This is a genomic window from Pedobacter sp. SL55 (assembly GCF_026625705.1).
Classification (GTDB): domain Bacteria; phylum Bacteroidota; class Bacteroidia; order Sphingobacteriales; family Sphingobacteriaceae; genus Pedobacter.
This window is the reverse complement of record NZ_CP113059.1, coordinates 1,434,821-1,452,850: the sequence shown is the minus strand read 5'-3', so window position 1 is coordinate 1,452,850 and position 18,030 is coordinate 1,434,821. Positions and strand designations below refer to the sequence as shown.

Sequence of the window (18,030 nt, the reverse complement as noted above, 5' to 3'; positions counted from 1 at the left end):
ACTATGATAGAAGTTAAGAACTTAATAAAAGGTTACGCTGGCCGTACCGTAGTAGATATAGAGCGTTTAACTATTAGAGCTGGCGAAACCGTTGGCCTAGTTGGAAATAACGGTGCCGGAAAAACTACTTTTTTCAGAATGCTGTTGGACTTGATTCGTCCAGATGGCGGAGAGATTTTATCAAAAGACACCAATGTAGCCAATAGCTCGCAATGGAAAGATTACACCGCCTCTTACCTAGATGAAGGTTTTCTAATAGACTATTTAACCCCCGAAGAGTATTTTACCTTTATTGGTAGTTTGCATGGTTTAAGTGTAGCCCACGTAAGCGATTATTTGCGCCAGTACGAGGAGTTTTTTAATGGAGAAATATTAAACAGAGGCAAGTACATTCGCGATTTTTCTAAAGGGAACCAAAACAAAGTGGGTATTGCAGCAGCGCTGATGCAAAAGCCAGAACTGCTGATTTTAGATGAGCCTTTTGCCAACTTAGACCCCACTACACAAATTAGGTTAAAAACATTGGTAAAAACGCTAAGTACCACACAAAGGCTAACTACTTTTATTTCTAGCCACGATTTAAACCATGTTACCGATGTTTGCAATAGAATTATCCTTTTAGAAAAAGGTAAAGTAATTAAGGATTTTTACACCGATGAAAATTCGCTAAAAGAGCTAGAGGCATACTTTTCTGAGTAATTGTATATAATTATGGTCAATTATTTGCTCAAATCGAGGAAATTAAATACTGGGTATACCAAATAGTACTGCCTTTGACCTAATTGTTTTATTCGTATTTAGAATATTTTGTGCAGTTATGTAAAATTGGCATTACCTTTGAATACACATTTATCAATATTATATAATAAACGAAATAAGAAAATGATGACTACAAAATTTAAGACAGCAACTGTCGCTATAGCTTTATCGGTAGGTGCAATGATTTTTCAGAGCTGCGATAGCTTAAACAATACTCAAAAAGGTGCAGGTATTGGTGCTGCTGCAGGCGGTGTAATTGGTGCCTTAATTGGTAAAAAAGCAGGTAATACTGCCGTTGGCGCTGTAATTGGTGCCGCAGTGGGTGGTACTGCTGGTGGTTTCATTGGTAAAAGAATGGATAAGCAAGCGGCTGAGATTAAGCAAGCTATCCCAGGTGCTGAGGTAATTCGCGAAGGCGAAGGTATCATTGTGAGATTTGATAGTGGTATCCTTTTCGATTTTAACAAAACTGAATTGAAAGATGCTGCTAAGACAAATATCCAATCTTTAGCTGCTTCTTTAAATCAATATCCAGGAACTGATGTAAAAGTTATTGGCCATACTGATAACGTAGGTACTGCTGCAGTAAACCAATCTGTTTCTGAAAAAAGAGCTGCTGCTGTTAAAACTTACGCAGTATCTCAAGGTGTACCGGCATCACGTTTAGTTACAGAAGGTAAAGGTTTTAACGAACCAATTGCTGATAACTCTACAGACGCTGGCCGTGCTGCAAACCGTAGAGTAGAGATTGTAATTGTAGCTAACGAGCAATTGAAAAAAGAAGCTGCTGAGAAAGCAGGGTAATCTCAAATTATCATAGAAAATGAAAAAGTCTCCCAATGTAAAATCGGGAGACTTTTTTTATTCGTAGATGTCTGCAAAATAACTGATGGCCAAAGATCTTAAAAGCATTTCTTGCTCGAGGCCTGCATAAGCCGGAATAGGCTTTACCAATTTCCAGTGTGGCCAACCATCTTGGTCTAACGCTTCCAGTTCGTAAAACCCCATTTCGCTTAACAAACGACAAGTAGCAATATGCATTAGCTCTTCCTTTTGTCTTTTGCTGAACTTTCCTGGCCCTTTACCTAACTCTTGTACGCCAATTAAAAACAATACCACTTTTAAATCAGGAGTTTCTGAATCAAAGTCTTTTGCTATTTTTTCTTGCAGCTCTTTCCATTTGATATTGATTTCTGCTGGAGTCATGCTGCAAATATAAGCTTATTGATTTTCACATCACTAAAAACTGGATTTTTACTTTGTTTTAAACTTAATTAGGTATTCTTCATCCTTTAGAGCGTAGCCATCTTTTGATTTAAAGGTTTTGTTAGTAATGATAAACTCATAGGCTTGCTGAGGTTTTAACACAAGCTCTAATACCAAAGTTTTCCCATCGTCTTCAAAACCTTTTACACTTTTAAGCGGGAAAGAAACACCACTATTTTTTGGAAGACTGATGGAATATCTATTTGGCACCATTGGTTTTGAAAAAACAATCTTTAAATCTTTTGCATTAGCATCTACGTTTTGATCTCCGTTACTAAATGGCGCTAAACTAACAATGGTAGGCTGTAGTTTTTCGTAAGCTTCTTTAATTGCTTTTTTGTCTAGCTTATCAGGATAAAAGCCAGATTTTTCTAAGAAAAGTTCCACAGCACTATCGCTACCAAAATCTAATTCAATGATATCCTTAATAGCTTGTTTTTTGTTTTTAGCCTGTTGATAATAAGCCTTGCAAATTTTGTAACCCGCATAGTAACCTAAATCCGCATCTTCTGGCCTTTGCCTTCCATTGTAAAGCCAATTTTCGAAACTATCAGAGAAAAGTTCCTTTTTAAAACGATCTTTGACGATGGCGGCATTAGCCGAACCATAGTTCATGTATTTGGTTTTAATTGGTTTTTGTAAAGCTAATTCGGCAATAAAATCACACGAACCTTCTCTTATAACTTGCCCCAATAAACTAGAGCCATTAGGATTTTGCTGGGTGTGGATATATTCATGGATATTTAAGTAGACAATGTTGTCTAACGATTGCTCTTTAAATACATTTTTAAACCAGTCGTTATCAAATTCAGAAACATCTGTATTGGCGTTTCCTGTTGCAATTTCGGCTCCCACAAGCACCAAATTATCTTTTACCGTTCCGCCAGAGCGTAATCCACCAATGGTAAAGTATATTTCTGCGGGTTTTAAATTAGGGTAAATTGCTTTTAATTTTTTAACTCCATTTTCTAATTCAGCTGTTTTATTTTTTATTGCCAGTGTGTTGGGTCTAATAGAGTTCCAAAATTTAGGAAGCTTGTTGATAAGTTCAACCCAAAGGGTATCGTTATATTGTCTGGCAACCATAAAAGCTTTCAGCCCTTTGCTGCCTTTATTGATGTATTGCGAATTGATGATTTCGATCTTTTTTGATAAATCATTCGTTTTTTGGATTGCATCATAAGCTGTCCAGAAGTTATCGATGTCTTCGGTATGTATCGTTGTTTGTTTTTGAGCGGAGAGGGTTTTGCCAAACACTAATAGAACTAATACGAGTAAAATTCTTTTCTTCATATTACAATAGACAAGAATTAAATAGAGAAAGTTGCATATTGAGTAAAATAAAAGTCATCAATTTATCGGGTGCTTGTTGTGCCTTTGATATCATTGTTAAATTTCTAGTTTTGCAGGTATGAGTTCGAAAATAAATGTGGGCTTAATGGCCTATGGCATGTCAGGAAAGGTGTTTCATGCGCCTTTTGTTCATTTAAACGATGGATTTAATTTTGTAGCAGTTACAGAGCGAAGCAAGAAACAAGCTGCTCAGGATTATCCAGATGTAATTAGTTACGATACCATCGACGAATTAATTGCTGATGAAAATATCGACCTCGTTATCATCAATACACCAAACTATACGCACTACGATTATGCAAAAAAATGTTTGTTGGCAGGCAAACATATCTTGGTAGATAAACCCTTTACAGCCACCGTTGCACAGGCTAAAGAGTTATTTGCCTTAGCAAAAGAAGTAGGTAAAAAAGCTTTGGTTTATCAAAACAGAAGATTTGATAGTGGTTTTAAAATCGCAAAAGAAATTATAGAAAGTGGTAAACTAGGGAAGTTGACCGAAGTTCACTTCCGTTTTGACAGGTATAGAAATGAAATTGGCCCGAAAGGCTTTAAAGAAGATCCAAGCTTCGAAGCAAGTGGATTGTCTTATGATTTAGGACCTCATTTAATTGATCAGGCTGTTGCTTTATTCGGTAAGCCAGATAGGTTTTACAAAGTGCTCGCCAATAACAGAGAAGGCAGCAAGGTAGATGATTATTTCTTTATCCATTTAGCCTATGCAAACCAGTTGAATGTGTACTTAACTGCTACTTTGTTGGCGGCAGATATTCCTCCCGCATTTGTAGTGAACGGCTCCTTAGGTGCTTTCTCTAAAAACCACGGCGATGTACAGGAAAGCCAGTTGTTAAAAGGAATGAAACCATCTGACGAAGGCTATGGAATTGAGGTAGCTGAAGATGCCGGAAAATTAACGTTAGTGAACGCGGATGGTGGAAGAGACATTACAACTCTTAAATCCCCGCAAGGTAACTACGGCGAAATTTTCGAATTGGTCTATCAAGCTATCATCAATGATCAACCTTATCCAATAACAGAAGAAGATATTATTGCTCAACTGGAGATTTTAGAAAGCTAAGGCTTTTCCATTTGATATTTCGTAAACAGTATGGTGGTCGTAAATGCTAAAAATGATTTGCGACCACCATATTTAACGTTAGCTGTCAAAATTTACGCATTCTTTCAGCTGCTTTTCGGTGTAAGCCAATTTATATTGCTTTAATACATCATCTGGCACACCATTCCATTGGTTTGGTGCATTACCAGCATAACCAATATCAGCTACGCCAATTTCTGAAGTGTAAAAACCAGAAGCTACTAAATTGCGCAAGCGATTAAAAAAAGCCACACCTTGGCTCATTTCTTTTGGTGCCTTATTTGGGTAGGCAATTAAATCTACCAACTCAATTTGCTGCTTATCGCTGCATTCTCTAAAAGGTTTGCCAAAGCGATTTAAGCATTGCATATCAACCCAACGCAAACCACCCCGCATTGGAATTTGATGTTGTGGCATATCCTTCACAATAAACTCAATAAAATCTGGAACTTTCGCATCAGAAGCGCTTCCACTAATTTCATCTTTAGGGATGATAATATCCGATAGGATGGTAATGGTAGCCATTTCTTCCTTGCTGAAAAAGTTAGGCTGCGCTAATAGTTCTTTTTCTCTGGCAATTTCTTCTTTGGCACGGTCGTAGGTAAATTCCGGATCGCCAGCGGCCACTTCCTTTTTCTCTTCGCCAGGTTTACAGCCACTGACTAAGGCTGTGGCAGAAATGGCGCCAACGCCTAACATTTTTAAGGTTTCTCTTCTGTTCATGGCTTATAAGTTTTGTTTTTTCATTTCAGAAATGATGTATTCACTCGCTCTCATTGAAAGCGCTAAAATAGTCCACGTAATATTTTTATCTGCTTGCGAAGTGAAGGCTGCACCGTCTACCACAAACAAGTTTTTACAGTCGTGTGCTTGGTTGTATTTATTTAAAGCAGATGTTTTAGGATTGCTACCCATACGAGCGGTGCCTGCCTCATGAATGATTTTTCCTGGAGATTCTAAACCGTAGTTGTTCTCTTTATTGTAATCGCCGCCCCAAGTTACAATAGCGCCCATATTGTGCATCATTTCGTCGAAAGTCTCTTTCATGTGCTTGGCTTGTAAAATTTCATGGTCGCTCCATTTTACATCGAATTTTAAAACAGGAATACCAAATTTATCAACTACGTTAGGATCGATTTCACAGCGGTTATCGTACAATGGAATTGCCTCGCCACGGCCAGCCATGCCCACGCTTGCGCCGTAGAAATAACGATAATCTTCTTTTAAAGATTTACCATAACCACCTGCTTCTTTTTGTTGCCCGCGAACTGCAAATTTACCGTTCATGCCTTCTATGCCACCGCCAAATCCATAAGCAGGTTGGCTCATTCCTCCCCAATATTCAATATGGTAACCACGAGGGAAATCTAGCTTTTTATTGTCTAACCACCATGGCGAGTAAATGTGCATACCACCTACACCATCTTCGTTATAACGCTTTCTATCAAATAACTGAGGAAGTACGCCGCCCATTGCTGCTCCGGTAGAATCGTGCAGGTAACGACCAACCACATCACTGCTATTTGCCAAGCCGTTTGGATGACGTTTAGATTTCGAATTCAATAACAAACGAGAAGATTCGCAAGCACTAGCCGCTAAAATTACTGTACGCCCAGTTACTTGATACTCCATCATATCATCTTTGTTGATATAAGAAACACCTGTAGCTAAACCTTCTGCGTTAGTCAACACTTCTCTCGCCATGGCATTAGGGATTACATCTACGTTGCCCGTTTCTATAGCGGGATAAATCAACACATTGGTGGATGAAAAATCGGCCTTCGCCATGCTACAGTTTCTGTTGCATTGTCCGCAGAAAAAGCAAACACCTCTATCGTCATTCAATTTTTGAGTAAGGATAGATAACCTAGAAGGAATTACCTTTACGCCAGAAACTGCTGCGCCTTTTTGGATGAAAAGCTCGTGCAAACGTGGTTTTGGAGGTTTCAAGAAAAAACCATCGGGATGGTCTTCCAACCCTTCGTTGGTGCCGAAAATACCAATCAGCTTATCTACTCTGTCGTAAAAAGGTTTGATATCGTCATAACCGATTGGCCAGTTCTCGCCTAAACCGTCAATGTCTTTTCGCTTAAAATCTTTAGGGCCGAAACGTAAGGAAATGCGCCCCCAGTGGTTTGTTCTACCGCCCAACATGCGGGCACGCCACCAGTCCCATTCGGTTCCTGGAGCTTTAGTGTAGGGTTCTCCCTCTACATCCCAGCCGTAGTAACAGGCGTCAAAATCGCCAAATGGGCGAAATTTGGTGCTTGCACCTCTACGTGGCGATTCCCAAGGATTTTTTAGCTGTGTAATGTTCTTTTGCGGATCGTACATGGCTCCAGCTTCTAAAAGACATACTTTTAGTCCGGCTTTGGCAAGCGTATAAGCTGCCATACCACCACCAGCTCCCGAACCTACAATTATCGCATCATAATGTTTGCTTTGTTTTTTGATTTGCATCTAGGCTTATAAATTAGTTAGGTATGCACAAGTTATGGATTTTTGTTTGAAGAGCAAACTAGCTTACGGATATTCGTTATATTTGGTTACCTATGAAAGCAAAACAACTATTCACCTCCATATCTGATGATATTGTGGTAAACAAAATTTACGAGATACAAAACCAAAAAGTAATGCTAGATAGTGATTTGGCAGAACTTTATGGTGTGGAAACCAAAGTTTTAAATCAAGCAATCAAGAGAAATATTGAGCGATTTCCTGATGATTTTATGTTTCAACTAACTGAAACGGAATGGCAATCTTTGAGGTCACAATTTGTGACCTCAAAGATTGGTAGAGGAGGAAGAACTTATTTGCCGAATGTTTTCACTGAACACGGCGTGTTAATGCTATCTAGTGTTTTAAACAGCCAATAAGCTATACAAGTTAACATACAGATTGTACGAATTTTTACAAGGTTGAGAAACTTGTTGAGCGAACATACGGAACTCAAGCTAGAAATTGCAGACATTAAAAAGCACCTCCAAAACCACGATAAAAACATAGAGCTTGTTTTTAGTTATTTAGATAAGTTAATTGATAAGGAAAACCAGCCGAGAAAACGAATTGGTTTTAAACCTGATGATTTGTAGATTTAGAACCCCATTCTTCCAGAATATTTAATCCGAACAGCATAAAATAAGTTAGAAAGGATTACAAATTTGGAGTGGCATAGGTGGCATAAATTTGCAATAAGCTGGCAATTTGAGCGGTATTAGCTTTGACAAACCTCTATCCAACTTGCTAGAGGTTTGTCAAAGCTTGTTAATAGCACAAGTTTCGCCTTTCTAAACCCGATTGAAGTGCAAATACTTTTGCTTGAGATTGCTTCGTTCCTTGCAATGACGAGCATGGCAAAAGATTGCAACGGAAAGCGGGACTTTCGGAACCGAAGAACTATTGTTATTGCTTTACCCCTAAATCCCTCAGATATAAAATCGGAGCAAGCCCTGAAGGGGACTTTGCAATACACGCAACAAAAGCCACTTTAAGCGCTGGGGTATTTTTTTCTTCCAACCATTTGGTAATTAAATAAATCTCCGTATCTTTGCAGTCCCTAAAAAACTGGGGAATTATATATTTTTTAACAAATTAAATAAAAGCAAGTGAATACGTTAAGTTACAAAACTGTCTCTGCGAATGCTAAAACCGTTAATAAACAATGGGTTGTAGTTGATGCTGAAGGAGAGATTTTGGGGCGCTTGTCTTCTAAAATCGCGATGATTATTAGAGGTAAAAACAAGCCAGAGTACACCCCACACGTAGACTGCGGTGATAACGTGATTGTTATTAATGCAGACAAAATTAAGTTAACTGGAAACAAGTTAACTGACAAGACTTATGTTCGTTACACTGGATATCCAGGTGGTCAACGTTTCATTTCTCCGAAAGAGTTATTGGAAAAACACCCTAGACGTGTTGTAGAGAAAGCGGTGCGTGGTATGTTACCTAAAACCAAATTAGGCAAAAAATTATACACTAATTTATTTGTTTATGCTGGTGCTGAGCATCCTCACGCTGCGCAATCGCCAAAAACCATTAAACTTTAATTAAAAGTAAAAGAGAAAAGAAATGTCAACAACAAATACTTCTGGTAGAAGAAAAACAGCAGTTGCTCGTATCTATTTAAAAGAGGGTAACGGCACTATTACCGTAAACGGTAAAGATCATAAAGAATATTTCCCAACCCTACCTTTACAATACATTGTTAACCAATCATTCGAAGTTTCTGAATTGACTGGCAGATATGATGTAAACGTAAACGTAGCTGGTGGTGGTGTTAAAGGACAAGCTGAGGCTGTTCGTTTAGCGATTGCGAAAGCTATTGTTGAGTTAGATGCTGATAAGAAATCTGCATTGCGTGCTAAAGGGTTAGTAACCCGCGATATGCGTATGGTTGAGCGTAAGAAACCAGGACGCAAGAAAGCTCGTAAGAAATTCCAATTCAGTAAACGTTAATCTTTTAAGGAGAACAAAACAATGGCAAGAACAACATATCAAGACTTATTGGATGCAGGTGTACACTTTGGCCACCTTACCCGTAAATGGAATCCAAAAATGGCTCCTTACATCTTCATGGAGCGTAATGGTATCCACATTATAGATTTAAATAAAACTTTAGCTAAAACTGAAGAGGCTGCTTCGGCGATTAAACAAATCGTTAAATCTGGTCGTAAGATCTTATTTGTAGCTACTAAGAAACAAGCTAAAGAAATCGTAGCAGAGCAAGCTAAAAAAGTAAACATGCCTTTCGTAACCGAGCGTTGGTTAGGTGGTATGTTAACTAACTTCGCTACTGTACGTAAGTCAATCAAAAAGATGGCTAACATCGATAAGATGACTAAAGACGGTACTTACTCAATTCTTTCTAAGAAAGAGCGTTTGATGATCCAACGTGAGCGTATCAAATTAGAAAGCCTTTTAGGCGGTATCGCTGATTTGAACCGTTTACCTGCGGCTATCTTCTTAATCGACGTGAAGAAAGAGCACATCGCAGTTGCAGAAGCTTTGAAATTAAACATTCCTACTTTTGCAATGGTTGATACCAACTCTGATCCTTCAAACATCGATTTCCCTATTCCAGCGAATGATGATGCTACAAAATCAATTTCATTGATTACTGACATCGTTGTTAAAGCTATCGAAGAAGGTTTAGATGAGCGCAAGCGTGAGAAAGACGAAGAAGCTGAAAAAGAAGCTGTAGCTGTTAAAGCTGCTGCTGATGCTCCTGAGGCTCCGGCTAAAAAAGCTAAAAAAGAAACTGCTGAAGCAGAAGCTTCATCAGAAGATAACACAGAAGCTTAATTGAGTTACGAGTTACGAGTTTTGAGTTATGGGATAAGTCTCGTAACCCATAACTCGTAACTTTTAACATTTATAAAACATTCAAAATATTTAAAAGAGATGTCTACAGTACAAATTTCTGCGGCAGATGTAAATAAATTACGTCAACAAACAGGTGCCGGCATGATGGATTGCAAAAAAGCGTTAATTGAAGCAAACGGCGATTTCGAAGCTGCAGTTGATTTATTGCGTAAAAAAGGTCAAAAGGTATCGGCTGCTCGTTCTGGCAACGCTACTTCTGAAGGTTTGGTATCAATCGCTGTTTCAGCTGATGGTACAAATGGTAAATTAGTTGCTTTAGCTTGCGAAACTGAGCCAGTTTCTAAAGTTGAAGATTTCCGTAACTTAGCTCAAGCTGTTTTAGCTGCTGCTGTTGCTAACAATCCTGCTACTGCAGAAGAATTATCAGCAATCACTTTAGAAGATGGACGTACAGTTGCTGAAACTATTACTGAATTAACTGGTAAAATCGGCGAGAAAATCATCATCCAAGAATATGCAAATATTTCTGGGGAGAAAGTTGTTTCTTACATCCACTCTAATGGTAAAATGGGTGTTTTAGTAGTATTTGAAGGTGCTAATGGCGCTGATATTACTGAAGCGGGTAAAGATGTTGCAATGCAAATTGCTGCAATGAGCCCAATTGCTGTTGATAAAGATGGTGTTGATCCAGCTACTATTGAGCGTGAAATTGAGATCGCTAAAGATGTGATCCGCCAAGAAGGCAAACCAGAAGAAATGGTTGAAAAAATTGCTGCTGGTAAATTGAACAAATTCTACAAAGACAGCATTTATTAAACCAAGAGTTTGTTAAAGATGGTTCTATGGACGTTCGTAAATTTTTAGACAACACTGTTAAAGGTTTAACCGTTACTTCTTTCAAACGTGTACAATTAGGCGCTTAATTTTTAAGCACATTGATATAGGGAAAGTCTCGACATTATGTCGGGACTTTTTGTTTTAAAGCCCTAGATAGAAAGCACAAGAAATTTACATCGATGTTAAAATTTGCCAACTCAAATTGGCAATTATTAAATTATATAACCCTAAGGTTCTGAATAATATTATCTGTAGTTTTGACAACATTGTTGCTAAAGTTTAATATAGCAATAAAAAACATTTTAATTCACAACCAGATGATGTTACTAGAATACTGGAATGCTGCCCCGGTAGCCTCAATTATTTTCATTTTTACGTTAATTACCAGCATTTATGCCTTTAACCATACAGATTTGTTCGGCAAGTTTATGCTGCATCCTTACAGTGTAGCAAAAGGTAATAAACTCTACACATTTATTACAAGTGGGCTAATACATGCCGATTGGATGCACTTATTTTTTAACATGTTTACCTTTTTCTTTTTTGCCTTTAAGTTAGAAACCATGATTGGCCATTGGCAATTTGGACTGCTTTATATTGTATCTCTGATATTGAGCGATATTCCAACCGCAATTAGGCATAAAGACGACTATAGATATAGCAGTTTAGGTGCCTCTGGGGCAATAAGCGCAGTTTTGTTTAGCTACATTTTATTCCAACCATTAAGCATGATTGGCGTGATGTTTATACCAATGCCCGCTATCGTTTTTGGCGTACTTTATCTAGTTTATTGCGTATACATGTCAAGAAACTCTAGAGATAGCATTAACCACGATGCTCATTTTTTCGGCGCAATAACAGGACTGATATTGACCGTGATATTGGTTAAAGGTATTGTACCTCATTTTATCGGCCAACTATCCAGCATCTGGCAATAGAGGCTGCTCAAAAAAGCTTAGCGGCGCTTTAGGATCTTTGATGATTTCGAAAAGCGTTAAGCCATAAGGTTTCCAGAAATTCTCTAACACCTGCCCATAAGTTTTGTGCTGCCACTCATCAAACAATGGCTTGTTCTGTATGCCACGCAAAGGCATTGGGTCTATGTAGGCTACGCCGTTGGCCTCAATTACATTATATTCTGGCAAACGATTAAACAAGTACGCAGAGTAAAAAAAACGGGCTGCCAATTCTTCAAATTGTTGGTCGGTTAGTGGCTTATCCTTAATAAAATCTAACAGCGGTTGATGATATCTTTTGTTCGTTCCGTTGTCTTGTAGGCAGGCTACGATACCAAAATCTTTAAATTTTAGTGAGAAAATGAGTGTGTTAATTTCGTCTCTAAAACTAAAACCTGTTTCCGCATTTTCTAACGGGACAACCACAATAGACCAAGGTTTAAAATCTTCGAACTCGATCTCCCTAAAAATGCCCTGCAACATTAAATGTAGGTTGCCAAACTTATGCATTAAGCCTTGCGACATGTTCATACCATCGCCACTTAATTGATTTAACCGAATGGCACCTTGCATTTCGATGTAAAGGAAACTGTACATCAATTTGCCAATCCATTGAAAAAGCTCAATTTCTGGCAACGCCGAAACACCTTTATAGCCTAGCCCAAAAGCAGCTTCAATTTTTTGCTCTAAGGGCAAAATAGCTCCGGCATAAACCTCGGCACTAGCCGGAACCATTAAGCTTTTGTAATTTCTAATACTTTCGTCTAGTAATTTGATCTGTTCATCGCCAGTTAAACCAGCCATGCTTAACAGCCAATCTGGCAAAACACGCACCTCCAAAGGCGACGTTGCGGTACCGCTCAAAAAACACTTATCGTTCCTAAAATCGAAAGCTTTGAAAGGATTATAAAGACTATGGTTCATGGCTGCAATATTAATGATTATTACAATAGGAGGAATTGTTTTATTGTCATTTGTTGGGGTAAAATATCTTTCGCCCTTACGCTAGCGGCTGCTCAGAGGAATTTTATAATGTCACAAGCGTTGGCAAAATAACGCTAGTTAACGCGGATATGCTTACGTTCGAAAGTGCGGCGACGTGTGAAGCGAAAATATCATAGCAAAAAGCAGGGTTATCGCTATCGTAGCAACAATCCTGCTTTTTCTAATTTGGAATTTGGCGATTGCTTATTTTTTATCAATACCTACTATAAAACGAGTTAATTTGATCTACCAGCTGCGTATAAATTGGCTTAGTAAACTCAACAAATAAGTTTGCAGGAGGCGGTGGCAACATTTCACGCTTTCTGGTAAGCGCATATTGTTGTTTATCCAAAGCACGCTCATCGCCTTTAAAAGAAGCCCAACTATCTACCCAAACATAAGTACCTGCCAATTTTTGGTTGCGTAGCACTTTATTGGTATTTAAATCAACCATGGTATAGTTTAATAAGCCAGAAGAAGATACCTGTTTCTCAAATATGCTATAAGTTGCCGTTACGGTTCCGTAAATTTTGCCCCTGCGGCTCTCTCCTATTTCAACACTATCTCTTTTCAGTTTCTCTACCCGTTCTTTTACATAGGTTTGGCCAACTACAAAATCGTCGAAATGTAGCTCTAGCAATTGGTCGGCCCTAATTTTTTGCTTGTTTGCTTCGGCCTCCGAATAAAAGCGTACAAAAGTATTTCCACGATAGTTAGCCAAATAATTATTAACCTGTTGCTGAAAATAATCGTTGCTTAGTTTGTACATATTACTGTTAATGATAGCAGGTTGCACTACCACTTTTAACACCGCAGCCCAATAAGCATCTTCTATTTTATCTTTAATTCCTTTTAAGGATGGATATAAACTTTCTGCTTTTAAAAAGTGGTTGTAAGCCGTTTTTGCACTCTGGCGGTTGTTTTCTCTCAGGGCTCGCTCGCCTAAAAGATAACGGGCTTCTGCAGCTTGGTATTTCGCATCTTCAGCAGCCTTCACATATTTAGGCGGATTAGGAACTAAATTTAGGCAACTTGGGCAGCTATTTACCTCATCGCTAAGCTGATTTATACGCTGGTAATTGTACAAAATAGTTTCCCATTTTAATGCATCGGCAGATACTTTTGCTTCGTCTATTTTTCTCAAATGGGTTTTAATGGCCAAATCAAAAGCTTGGGGCAAAACATCCATTGCTTCTTTATTTTGTGGCGAACTTCTTAAACGGTCTACCGCTTTGGAAACGGCTGCATCGTAATCTCCTTTTTGCAAAGCATTTTTGCCGGTGGTACATCCAACAAATAATATGGATAAGTAAATAAAATACCGTAATCTTGAAGTCGTTTTCATGGCCGCCGCGTTTTTAAAATTTTCACAAATATAATATAGGCTATGTTGCTTTTTATACATTAGACGAATTAGAATGAAAATTAGTTGCAAGCAATTTGATTTAGAATTAAAACATGCCTTTTCGATTGCCAAATTTACCCGTACCAGCACGCCATTATTGCTTTTAAAAATAGATTATGAAGGCAAAACCGGCTACGGCGAAGCCAGCATGGTGCCTTACATGGGCGAAAGTTACGAGACTGCCCATGCTTTTTTGAAGAAAGTAGATTGGAGCCGTTTTCAATTCCCCTTTGATTTTAGTTCGATTATGGCATATCTGGATAGCTTAGCTGCTGGCAACCCCGCCATTAAAGCTGCTATTGATATTGCCCTGAACGACTTAAACGGACAACTGCAAAACAAACCTTGCTACGAAATTTTTTGCGCCGACCCAGCTAAAATGCCCGTAACCTCTTTTACCGTTGGCATTGATACACCAGCAGTTTTGCGTGAAAAACTAGAAGACGCCAAAGATTTTAAAGTAGTAAAGGTAAAACTGGGGAGAGATAATGATCAAGAGATTATCGAAACCATTCGTAGCATTACCAATGTGCCTTTATACGTAGATGCCAACCAGGGCTGGAACGATAGAATTAAAGCCATTGATTTAATTTATTGGCTACATGAGCAAGGTGTGGTTTTAATTGAGCAACCTATGGATAAAAACGATTTGGATGGCAATGCTTGGTTAACCGAACGCAGTCCTATACCCCTATTGGCAGATGAAGCGATGCAGCGTTTAAAAGATTTAGATGGCTTGAAAGGTGCTTACCACGGCATTAACATTAAATTGATGAAAAGCACAGGCATGTACGAAGGCCACCAAACCATTTTAAAAGCTCGTGAGTTGGGCATGAAAGTTTTAATTGGTTGTATGAGCGAAACTTCTATTGCTACCTTAGCGGGTGCACATTTAGCTCCGCTTTGCGATTGGGCCGATTTAGATGGGCCATTTTTAACCATTAACAATCCTTTTGAGCAACCAACCTTTGTAAACGGCAAATATGTGTTAAATAATTTGCCGGGCTTGGGGCTGAAGGGTGTTAACGAAGGTTTGTTCGGGTAGGACTATCTTCCAGTTGCTGCGTCATTAAAACCGCGTATTACATCATCAATATTGTACGCTAACGATAGTAGAACTAGCACTACCAGGGCAACAAGGCCAATTTTAAAATATCTGTTTTTCATAGGTTTTGCTTTTGCAAGGTAGATTTTGCAAAAAGCCCTCAAATATACGCCGTTGCATATTTGGTTTCCAACAAAACTACCCTATAAAAATGTAGGGTAGTTTTGTGGATATCATCTTTTGATTTGGGAACCTCAATGTTTATAGCATTTTTGCAGCTGGCAGTTATCATTAGGATGGAAAGGATATAGGAAAGGGTGAGCAGAAGTGCAAATCTCTGCATTAGACATCAACCACCACAAAACCACTTATTTTTTAAAAACAATACCCAAACCAAATGCGCTAACTCTTGGGTTTAGCGTTAAAACACTTAAATCTGTAGTTTTTAGCTTTGGAATGCGACTATACGTCAAGAAAAAAGCTTTAGTACGCGAAAGTTCATAAGAGGCACGCATGCCTAAATTAATAGAATGATAGCTCTTCTCCAATTTCTTATAACTCACAAAAATGGCTTGATAGCCAAACTGAGGTGTAAGTACAATTGGTCTTCCGTTCTCGTTTAACGTTACTTCGCGAGATAAGTTAAGGGCAAAACTTCCTGTTCCAATTTCATTTCTACGCAATACACTCGAAGTAATCTCGTACCCTAAAAACCAATTTCCATAAACTCTATAATATGAACTCATTCCTAGGCCATATCCAACTGATGTAGGAACTTGAATTGATGAACTACTGACATTTATAGGCAGCTTATTCAACCCATAAGAAAACCTATTGTTGTCGCCTCTGATGTAATCATACACTTTTCTACCGAACGATTTTTTGTAGTTAACACTAGCAGCAAGATTGTTTTTCTTTATGGTGTCTAACTTTTCAGCAGGAACTCGCTGCAACTTACCCGCTAACTCAGCCCCATCAAATATATCACTGTATTTTGCACATTCTTTCATATTGCCCTTCTCTATCAACAAAACATCATCCATTTTTTGAACTCTATCTTTATAGGCAATTCTCTCTGCGGTATTGGTATCAAGGTCGGTTCTTATAAAGTCAGTAACCGAGTGTGGCTCTTCATTTTTATAGGCTGCTATATTTTTAGAATGCACTTCGGCTAGATACCATTTATTCCCAATTTTTTCGTATGCCACCCGTTGATTTATCTCTTTACGAGCTATAAAAGGGCCAATGCGGGGAATATCGTAATAAGCTAAATTAGCCGCTACAAAAGCATAAGATGCGGTGTCTATGTACAAAGTTACTTCTAACCTCTTGTACTTTTGTGTGGTGTCTTTCAACATGCTATTAATTACAAAAACCTTATGGTTATTATACATTTGCTTGCCCACCAAACGATAATCAAGCTTACGTTTTTTCAACAGTTTTTTAAGCACATCTTTATTATGAGCAATATCTGCAAATTCAATTAAATTATAATTTCCTACGCTTCTTATATATTTTAGCGTTTTATCGTACACCGTATCTAACTGATTAGACAAAACCGTTACCGTAGTTTTTTCTTGGCTAGTATAGGGCGGAATGTAGGCTTTCACAATGGCGTCTGATTTAAAGTATTGGGAGTTGTTTCTCCACTTTTGTATTCTCTGAATACCTTTAATTACGGTGGGCTTATCAGGATAATTTTCGGGGATTTTTTTGATTGCCTTTTTAATGATATCATCGTCGGGTGCAATGAGCACTTCTCTTAACTCAGTGCTTTTTTCTGTGAGTGTTACTTGGTAAATATGGTTGGGTTGATAGATCAAATTGAGGTTCAAATATCCAACATGACTAAAACTTATTCCTCTTTCGGTGGCAGTTTTTAAGGGCACTGCCATCTCAAAATAGCCATTTCTATCGGTACGTGTAGCTTGCTCGCCCACTTTTACAGTTACTCCAGATAGTTTGCTATTATTTTTACTGTCTAACACGTTGCCTTTCACTAAAGTTTGCTGTGCCAAGGCTGCGTTTGCGTAAATGAGCAAGAGGGCAATAACTAGGCAGGTAAATCTCATCGGTAATGTTTTTATAGGTAACCTAAGATAAAAAAGTTATTGTTTTTTTTATCTATTTGTAATGTAGAACCTCCTATCGAAAAATTTTTAATTCCATTTCACTTGACTGGCTCAAGCGTCCGCTTGGGCCAAATTCAATACAAATCTAATTAGAAAAGCACAAGCAAATGCTTGCGCTAGAAAACAAGCTTAGCCTAGATGGGGGAGTTACGAACTACCAAGGGCAGACTGTCGGGTTATTAAGAGCAATATCAAGCTACATTTAGTTCACTTTATCTAATTTCTAATAGCCAAGTTCTTGCTTATTTTTAAAATTTACATAGATGAAAAAATGCAAATTATTTGTGCCAGCACGCACCAGACAGAGCCTTCAAATCCGAAATCGCCGCCATTAAATACATCATTTTGCTTACGACTTTGCAAAATTAAACTAAACACCTCTCTTCCGCTCACGTTGAAACCAAAAACAGTGCCTTGAAAAAAATTCCAACCAAAATGAAAGGCAATGGAAAACCATAAACTTCGAGTAAGAAGGTAAGGCAATCCAAGCAATACGCCCGCTAGAAATAAGTTAACGAAAGACAACCAATTCATATTCGAATTAGCTAGGTGAAATGCCGCAAAAACAATTGAGGATACTGTCAATGCCAGCCATTTGTTTAAAGAAGTTAATAGGTTTCCTAGCAAGTAACCTCTTGTAAAAAGTTCTTCGGTAAGCGACACTAGTATGAATGTAGCAGCACTTAACAATAAATCTCCAATTTCGATTTCTTTGTTTATTTGCCAATTAATTTGTTGAGAAGCAGATAAAGATGAAAAACCAAACAGAAACACTACTAAAGGCATGCAAAGCCCCAATAATACTTCTTTCAAAAAAGAGCTACCAATTTTAAGTCCGATGATATCGAAACTTGTTTGTTCTATATACTTTGTAA

The 18,030-nt window shown here is 38.1% G+C and carries 18 protein-coding genes and 1 pseudogene; 11 read left to right on the top strand and 8 right to left on the bottom strand.

Translation table 11 applies throughout. The features are described from left to right. Positions 1-3: 3 nt before the first annotated feature. Both OVA16_RS06645 and OVA16_RS06640 read left to right on the top strand, forming a co-directional pair. The gene (locus OVA16_RS06645; protein WP_267764362.1) at positions 4-699 is read left to right on the top strand and encodes an ABC transporter ATP-binding protein; all 696 of its coding nucleotides are present in this window, start codon (positions 4-6) and stop codon (positions 697-699) included. A gap of 183 nt (positions 700-882) precedes the next feature. Then, positions 883-1,563: an OmpA family protein gene (locus OVA16_RS06640; protein WP_267764361.1), complete on the top strand. Its 681-nt coding sequence runs from the start codon at positions 883-885 to the stop codon at positions 1,561-1,563. A 57-nt stretch (positions 1,564-1,620) separates the two neighbouring features. On the opposite strand, the gene OVA16_RS06635 is transcribed toward OVA16_RS06640, so the two are convergent. Both OVA16_RS06635 and OVA16_RS06630 read right to left on the bottom strand, forming a co-directional pair. Then, positions 1,621-1,965, bottom strand: a complete 345-nt coding sequence (locus OVA16_RS06635) for a hypothetical protein (protein ID WP_138722295.1) — start codon at positions 1,963-1,965, stop codon at positions 1,621-1,623. Between the two features lie 48 nt (positions 1,966-2,013). After that, complete coding sequence (locus OVA16_RS06630; RefSeq protein ID WP_267764360.1) at positions 2,014-3,318, bottom strand: hypothetical protein; 1,305 nt, start codon at positions 3,316-3,318, stop codon at positions 2,014-2,016. A 118-nt stretch (positions 3,319-3,436) separates the two neighbouring features. On the opposite strand from OVA16_RS06630, the gene OVA16_RS06625 reads away from it, so the two are divergent. Next, a complete protein-coding gene (locus OVA16_RS06625) occupies positions 3,437-4,453 on the top strand; it encodes a Gfo/Idh/MocA family oxidoreductase (protein WP_267764358.1) in 1,017 nt (338 codons plus the stop codon). Positions 4,454-4,531: 78 nt separating this feature from the next. Here the strand turns inward: OVA16_RS06625 and OVA16_RS06620 are convergent, their stop codons facing one another. Together OVA16_RS06620 and OVA16_RS06615 are read right to left on the bottom strand one after the other, a co-directional pair. Then, positions 4,532-5,194, bottom strand: coding sequence for a gluconate 2-dehydrogenase subunit 3 family protein (locus OVA16_RS06620; protein WP_267764357.1), 663 nt, complete (start codon positions 5,192-5,194; stop codon positions 4,532-4,534). A gap of 3 nt (positions 5,195-5,197) precedes the next feature. After that, on the bottom strand, positions 5,198-6,931 hold the full coding sequence (locus OVA16_RS06615) for a GMC oxidoreductase (protein ID WP_267764355.1): 1,734 nt from the start codon (positions 6,929-6,931) through the stop codon (positions 5,198-5,200). A gap of 92 nt (positions 6,932-7,023) precedes the next feature. Here OVA16_RS06615 and OVA16_RS06610 point away from each other — a divergent pair, with 92 nt between their 5' ends. The 7 genes and pseudogenes from OVA16_RS06610 to OVA16_RS06580 all read left to right on the top strand — a co-directional run bounded on the left by OVA16_RS06610 (position 7,024) and on the right by OVA16_RS06580 (position 11,571). Next, a complete protein-coding gene (locus OVA16_RS06610; protein WP_267764354.1) occupies positions 7,024-7,347 on the top strand; it encodes an ORF6N domain-containing protein in 324 nt (107 codons plus the stop codon). Positions 7,348-7,389: 42 nt separating this feature from the next. Beyond that, complete coding sequence (locus OVA16_RS06605; RefSeq protein ID WP_267764352.1) at positions 7,390-7,563, top strand: hypothetical protein; 174 nt, start codon at positions 7,390-7,392, stop codon at positions 7,561-7,563. Positions 7,564-8,076: 513 nt separating this feature from the next. Next, the gene (gene rplM, locus OVA16_RS06600) at positions 8,077-8,520 is read left to right on the top strand and encodes a 50S ribosomal protein L13 (RefSeq protein ID WP_097133214.1); all 444 of its coding nucleotides are present in this window, start codon (positions 8,077-8,079) and stop codon (positions 8,518-8,520) included. A gap of 22 nt (positions 8,521-8,542) precedes the next feature. Further along, on the top strand, positions 8,543-8,929 hold the full coding sequence (rpsI, locus tag OVA16_RS06595; protein ID WP_097133215.1) for a 30S ribosomal protein S9: 387 nt from the start codon (positions 8,543-8,545) through the stop codon (positions 8,927-8,929). A 21-nt stretch (positions 8,930-8,950) separates the two neighbouring features. Beyond that, the gene (gene rpsB / locus OVA16_RS06590; protein WP_267764349.1) at positions 8,951-9,775 is read left to right on the top strand and encodes a 30S ribosomal protein S2; all 825 of its coding nucleotides are present in this window, start codon (positions 8,951-8,953) and stop codon (positions 9,773-9,775) included. A 99-nt stretch (positions 9,776-9,874) separates the two neighbouring features. Next, positions 9,875-10,719, top strand: a pseudogene (tsf, locus tag OVA16_RS06585) (translation elongation factor Ts). A 234-nt stretch (positions 10,720-10,953) separates the two neighbouring features. Next, a complete protein-coding gene (locus OVA16_RS06580) occupies positions 10,954-11,571 on the top strand; it encodes a rhomboid family intramembrane serine protease (RefSeq protein WP_420712342.1) in 618 nt (205 codons plus the stop codon). Here OVA16_RS06580 and OVA16_RS06575 read toward each other — a convergent pair. Continuing rightward, positions 11,551-12,513: a hypothetical protein gene (locus OVA16_RS06575; RefSeq protein ID WP_267764346.1), complete on the bottom strand. Its 963-nt coding sequence runs from the start codon at positions 12,511-12,513 to the stop codon at positions 11,551-11,553. The two genes, OVA16_RS06580 and OVA16_RS06575, sit on opposite strands and share 21 nt — an antisense overlap. A 274-nt stretch (positions 12,514-12,787) precedes the next feature. After that, on the bottom strand, positions 12,788-13,918 hold the full coding sequence (locus OVA16_RS06570; RefSeq protein WP_267764344.1) for a hypothetical protein: 1,131 nt from the start codon (positions 13,916-13,918) through the stop codon (positions 12,788-12,790). 73 nt (positions 13,919-13,991) lie between these two features. On the opposite strand from OVA16_RS06570, the gene OVA16_RS06565 reads away from it, so the two are divergent. Further along, complete coding sequence (locus OVA16_RS06565) at positions 13,992-15,023, top strand: dipeptide epimerase (RefSeq protein WP_267764343.1); 1,032 nt, start codon at positions 13,992-13,994, stop codon at positions 15,021-15,023. Positions 15,024-15,391: 368 nt separating this feature from the next. On the opposite strand, the gene OVA16_RS06560 is transcribed toward OVA16_RS06565, so the two are convergent. Further along, positions 15,392-17,095, bottom strand: coding sequence for a carboxypeptidase-like regulatory domain-containing protein (locus OVA16_RS06560; protein ID WP_267764342.1), 1,704 nt, complete (start codon positions 17,093-17,095; stop codon positions 15,392-15,394). A gap of 315 nt (positions 17,096-17,410) precedes the next feature. Then, complete coding sequence (locus OVA16_RS06555) at positions 17,411-17,968, bottom strand: CPBP family intramembrane glutamic endopeptidase (RefSeq protein WP_267764341.1); 558 nt, start codon at positions 17,966-17,968, stop codon at positions 17,411-17,413. Between the last annotated feature and the right edge of the window lie 62 nt (positions 17,969-18,030).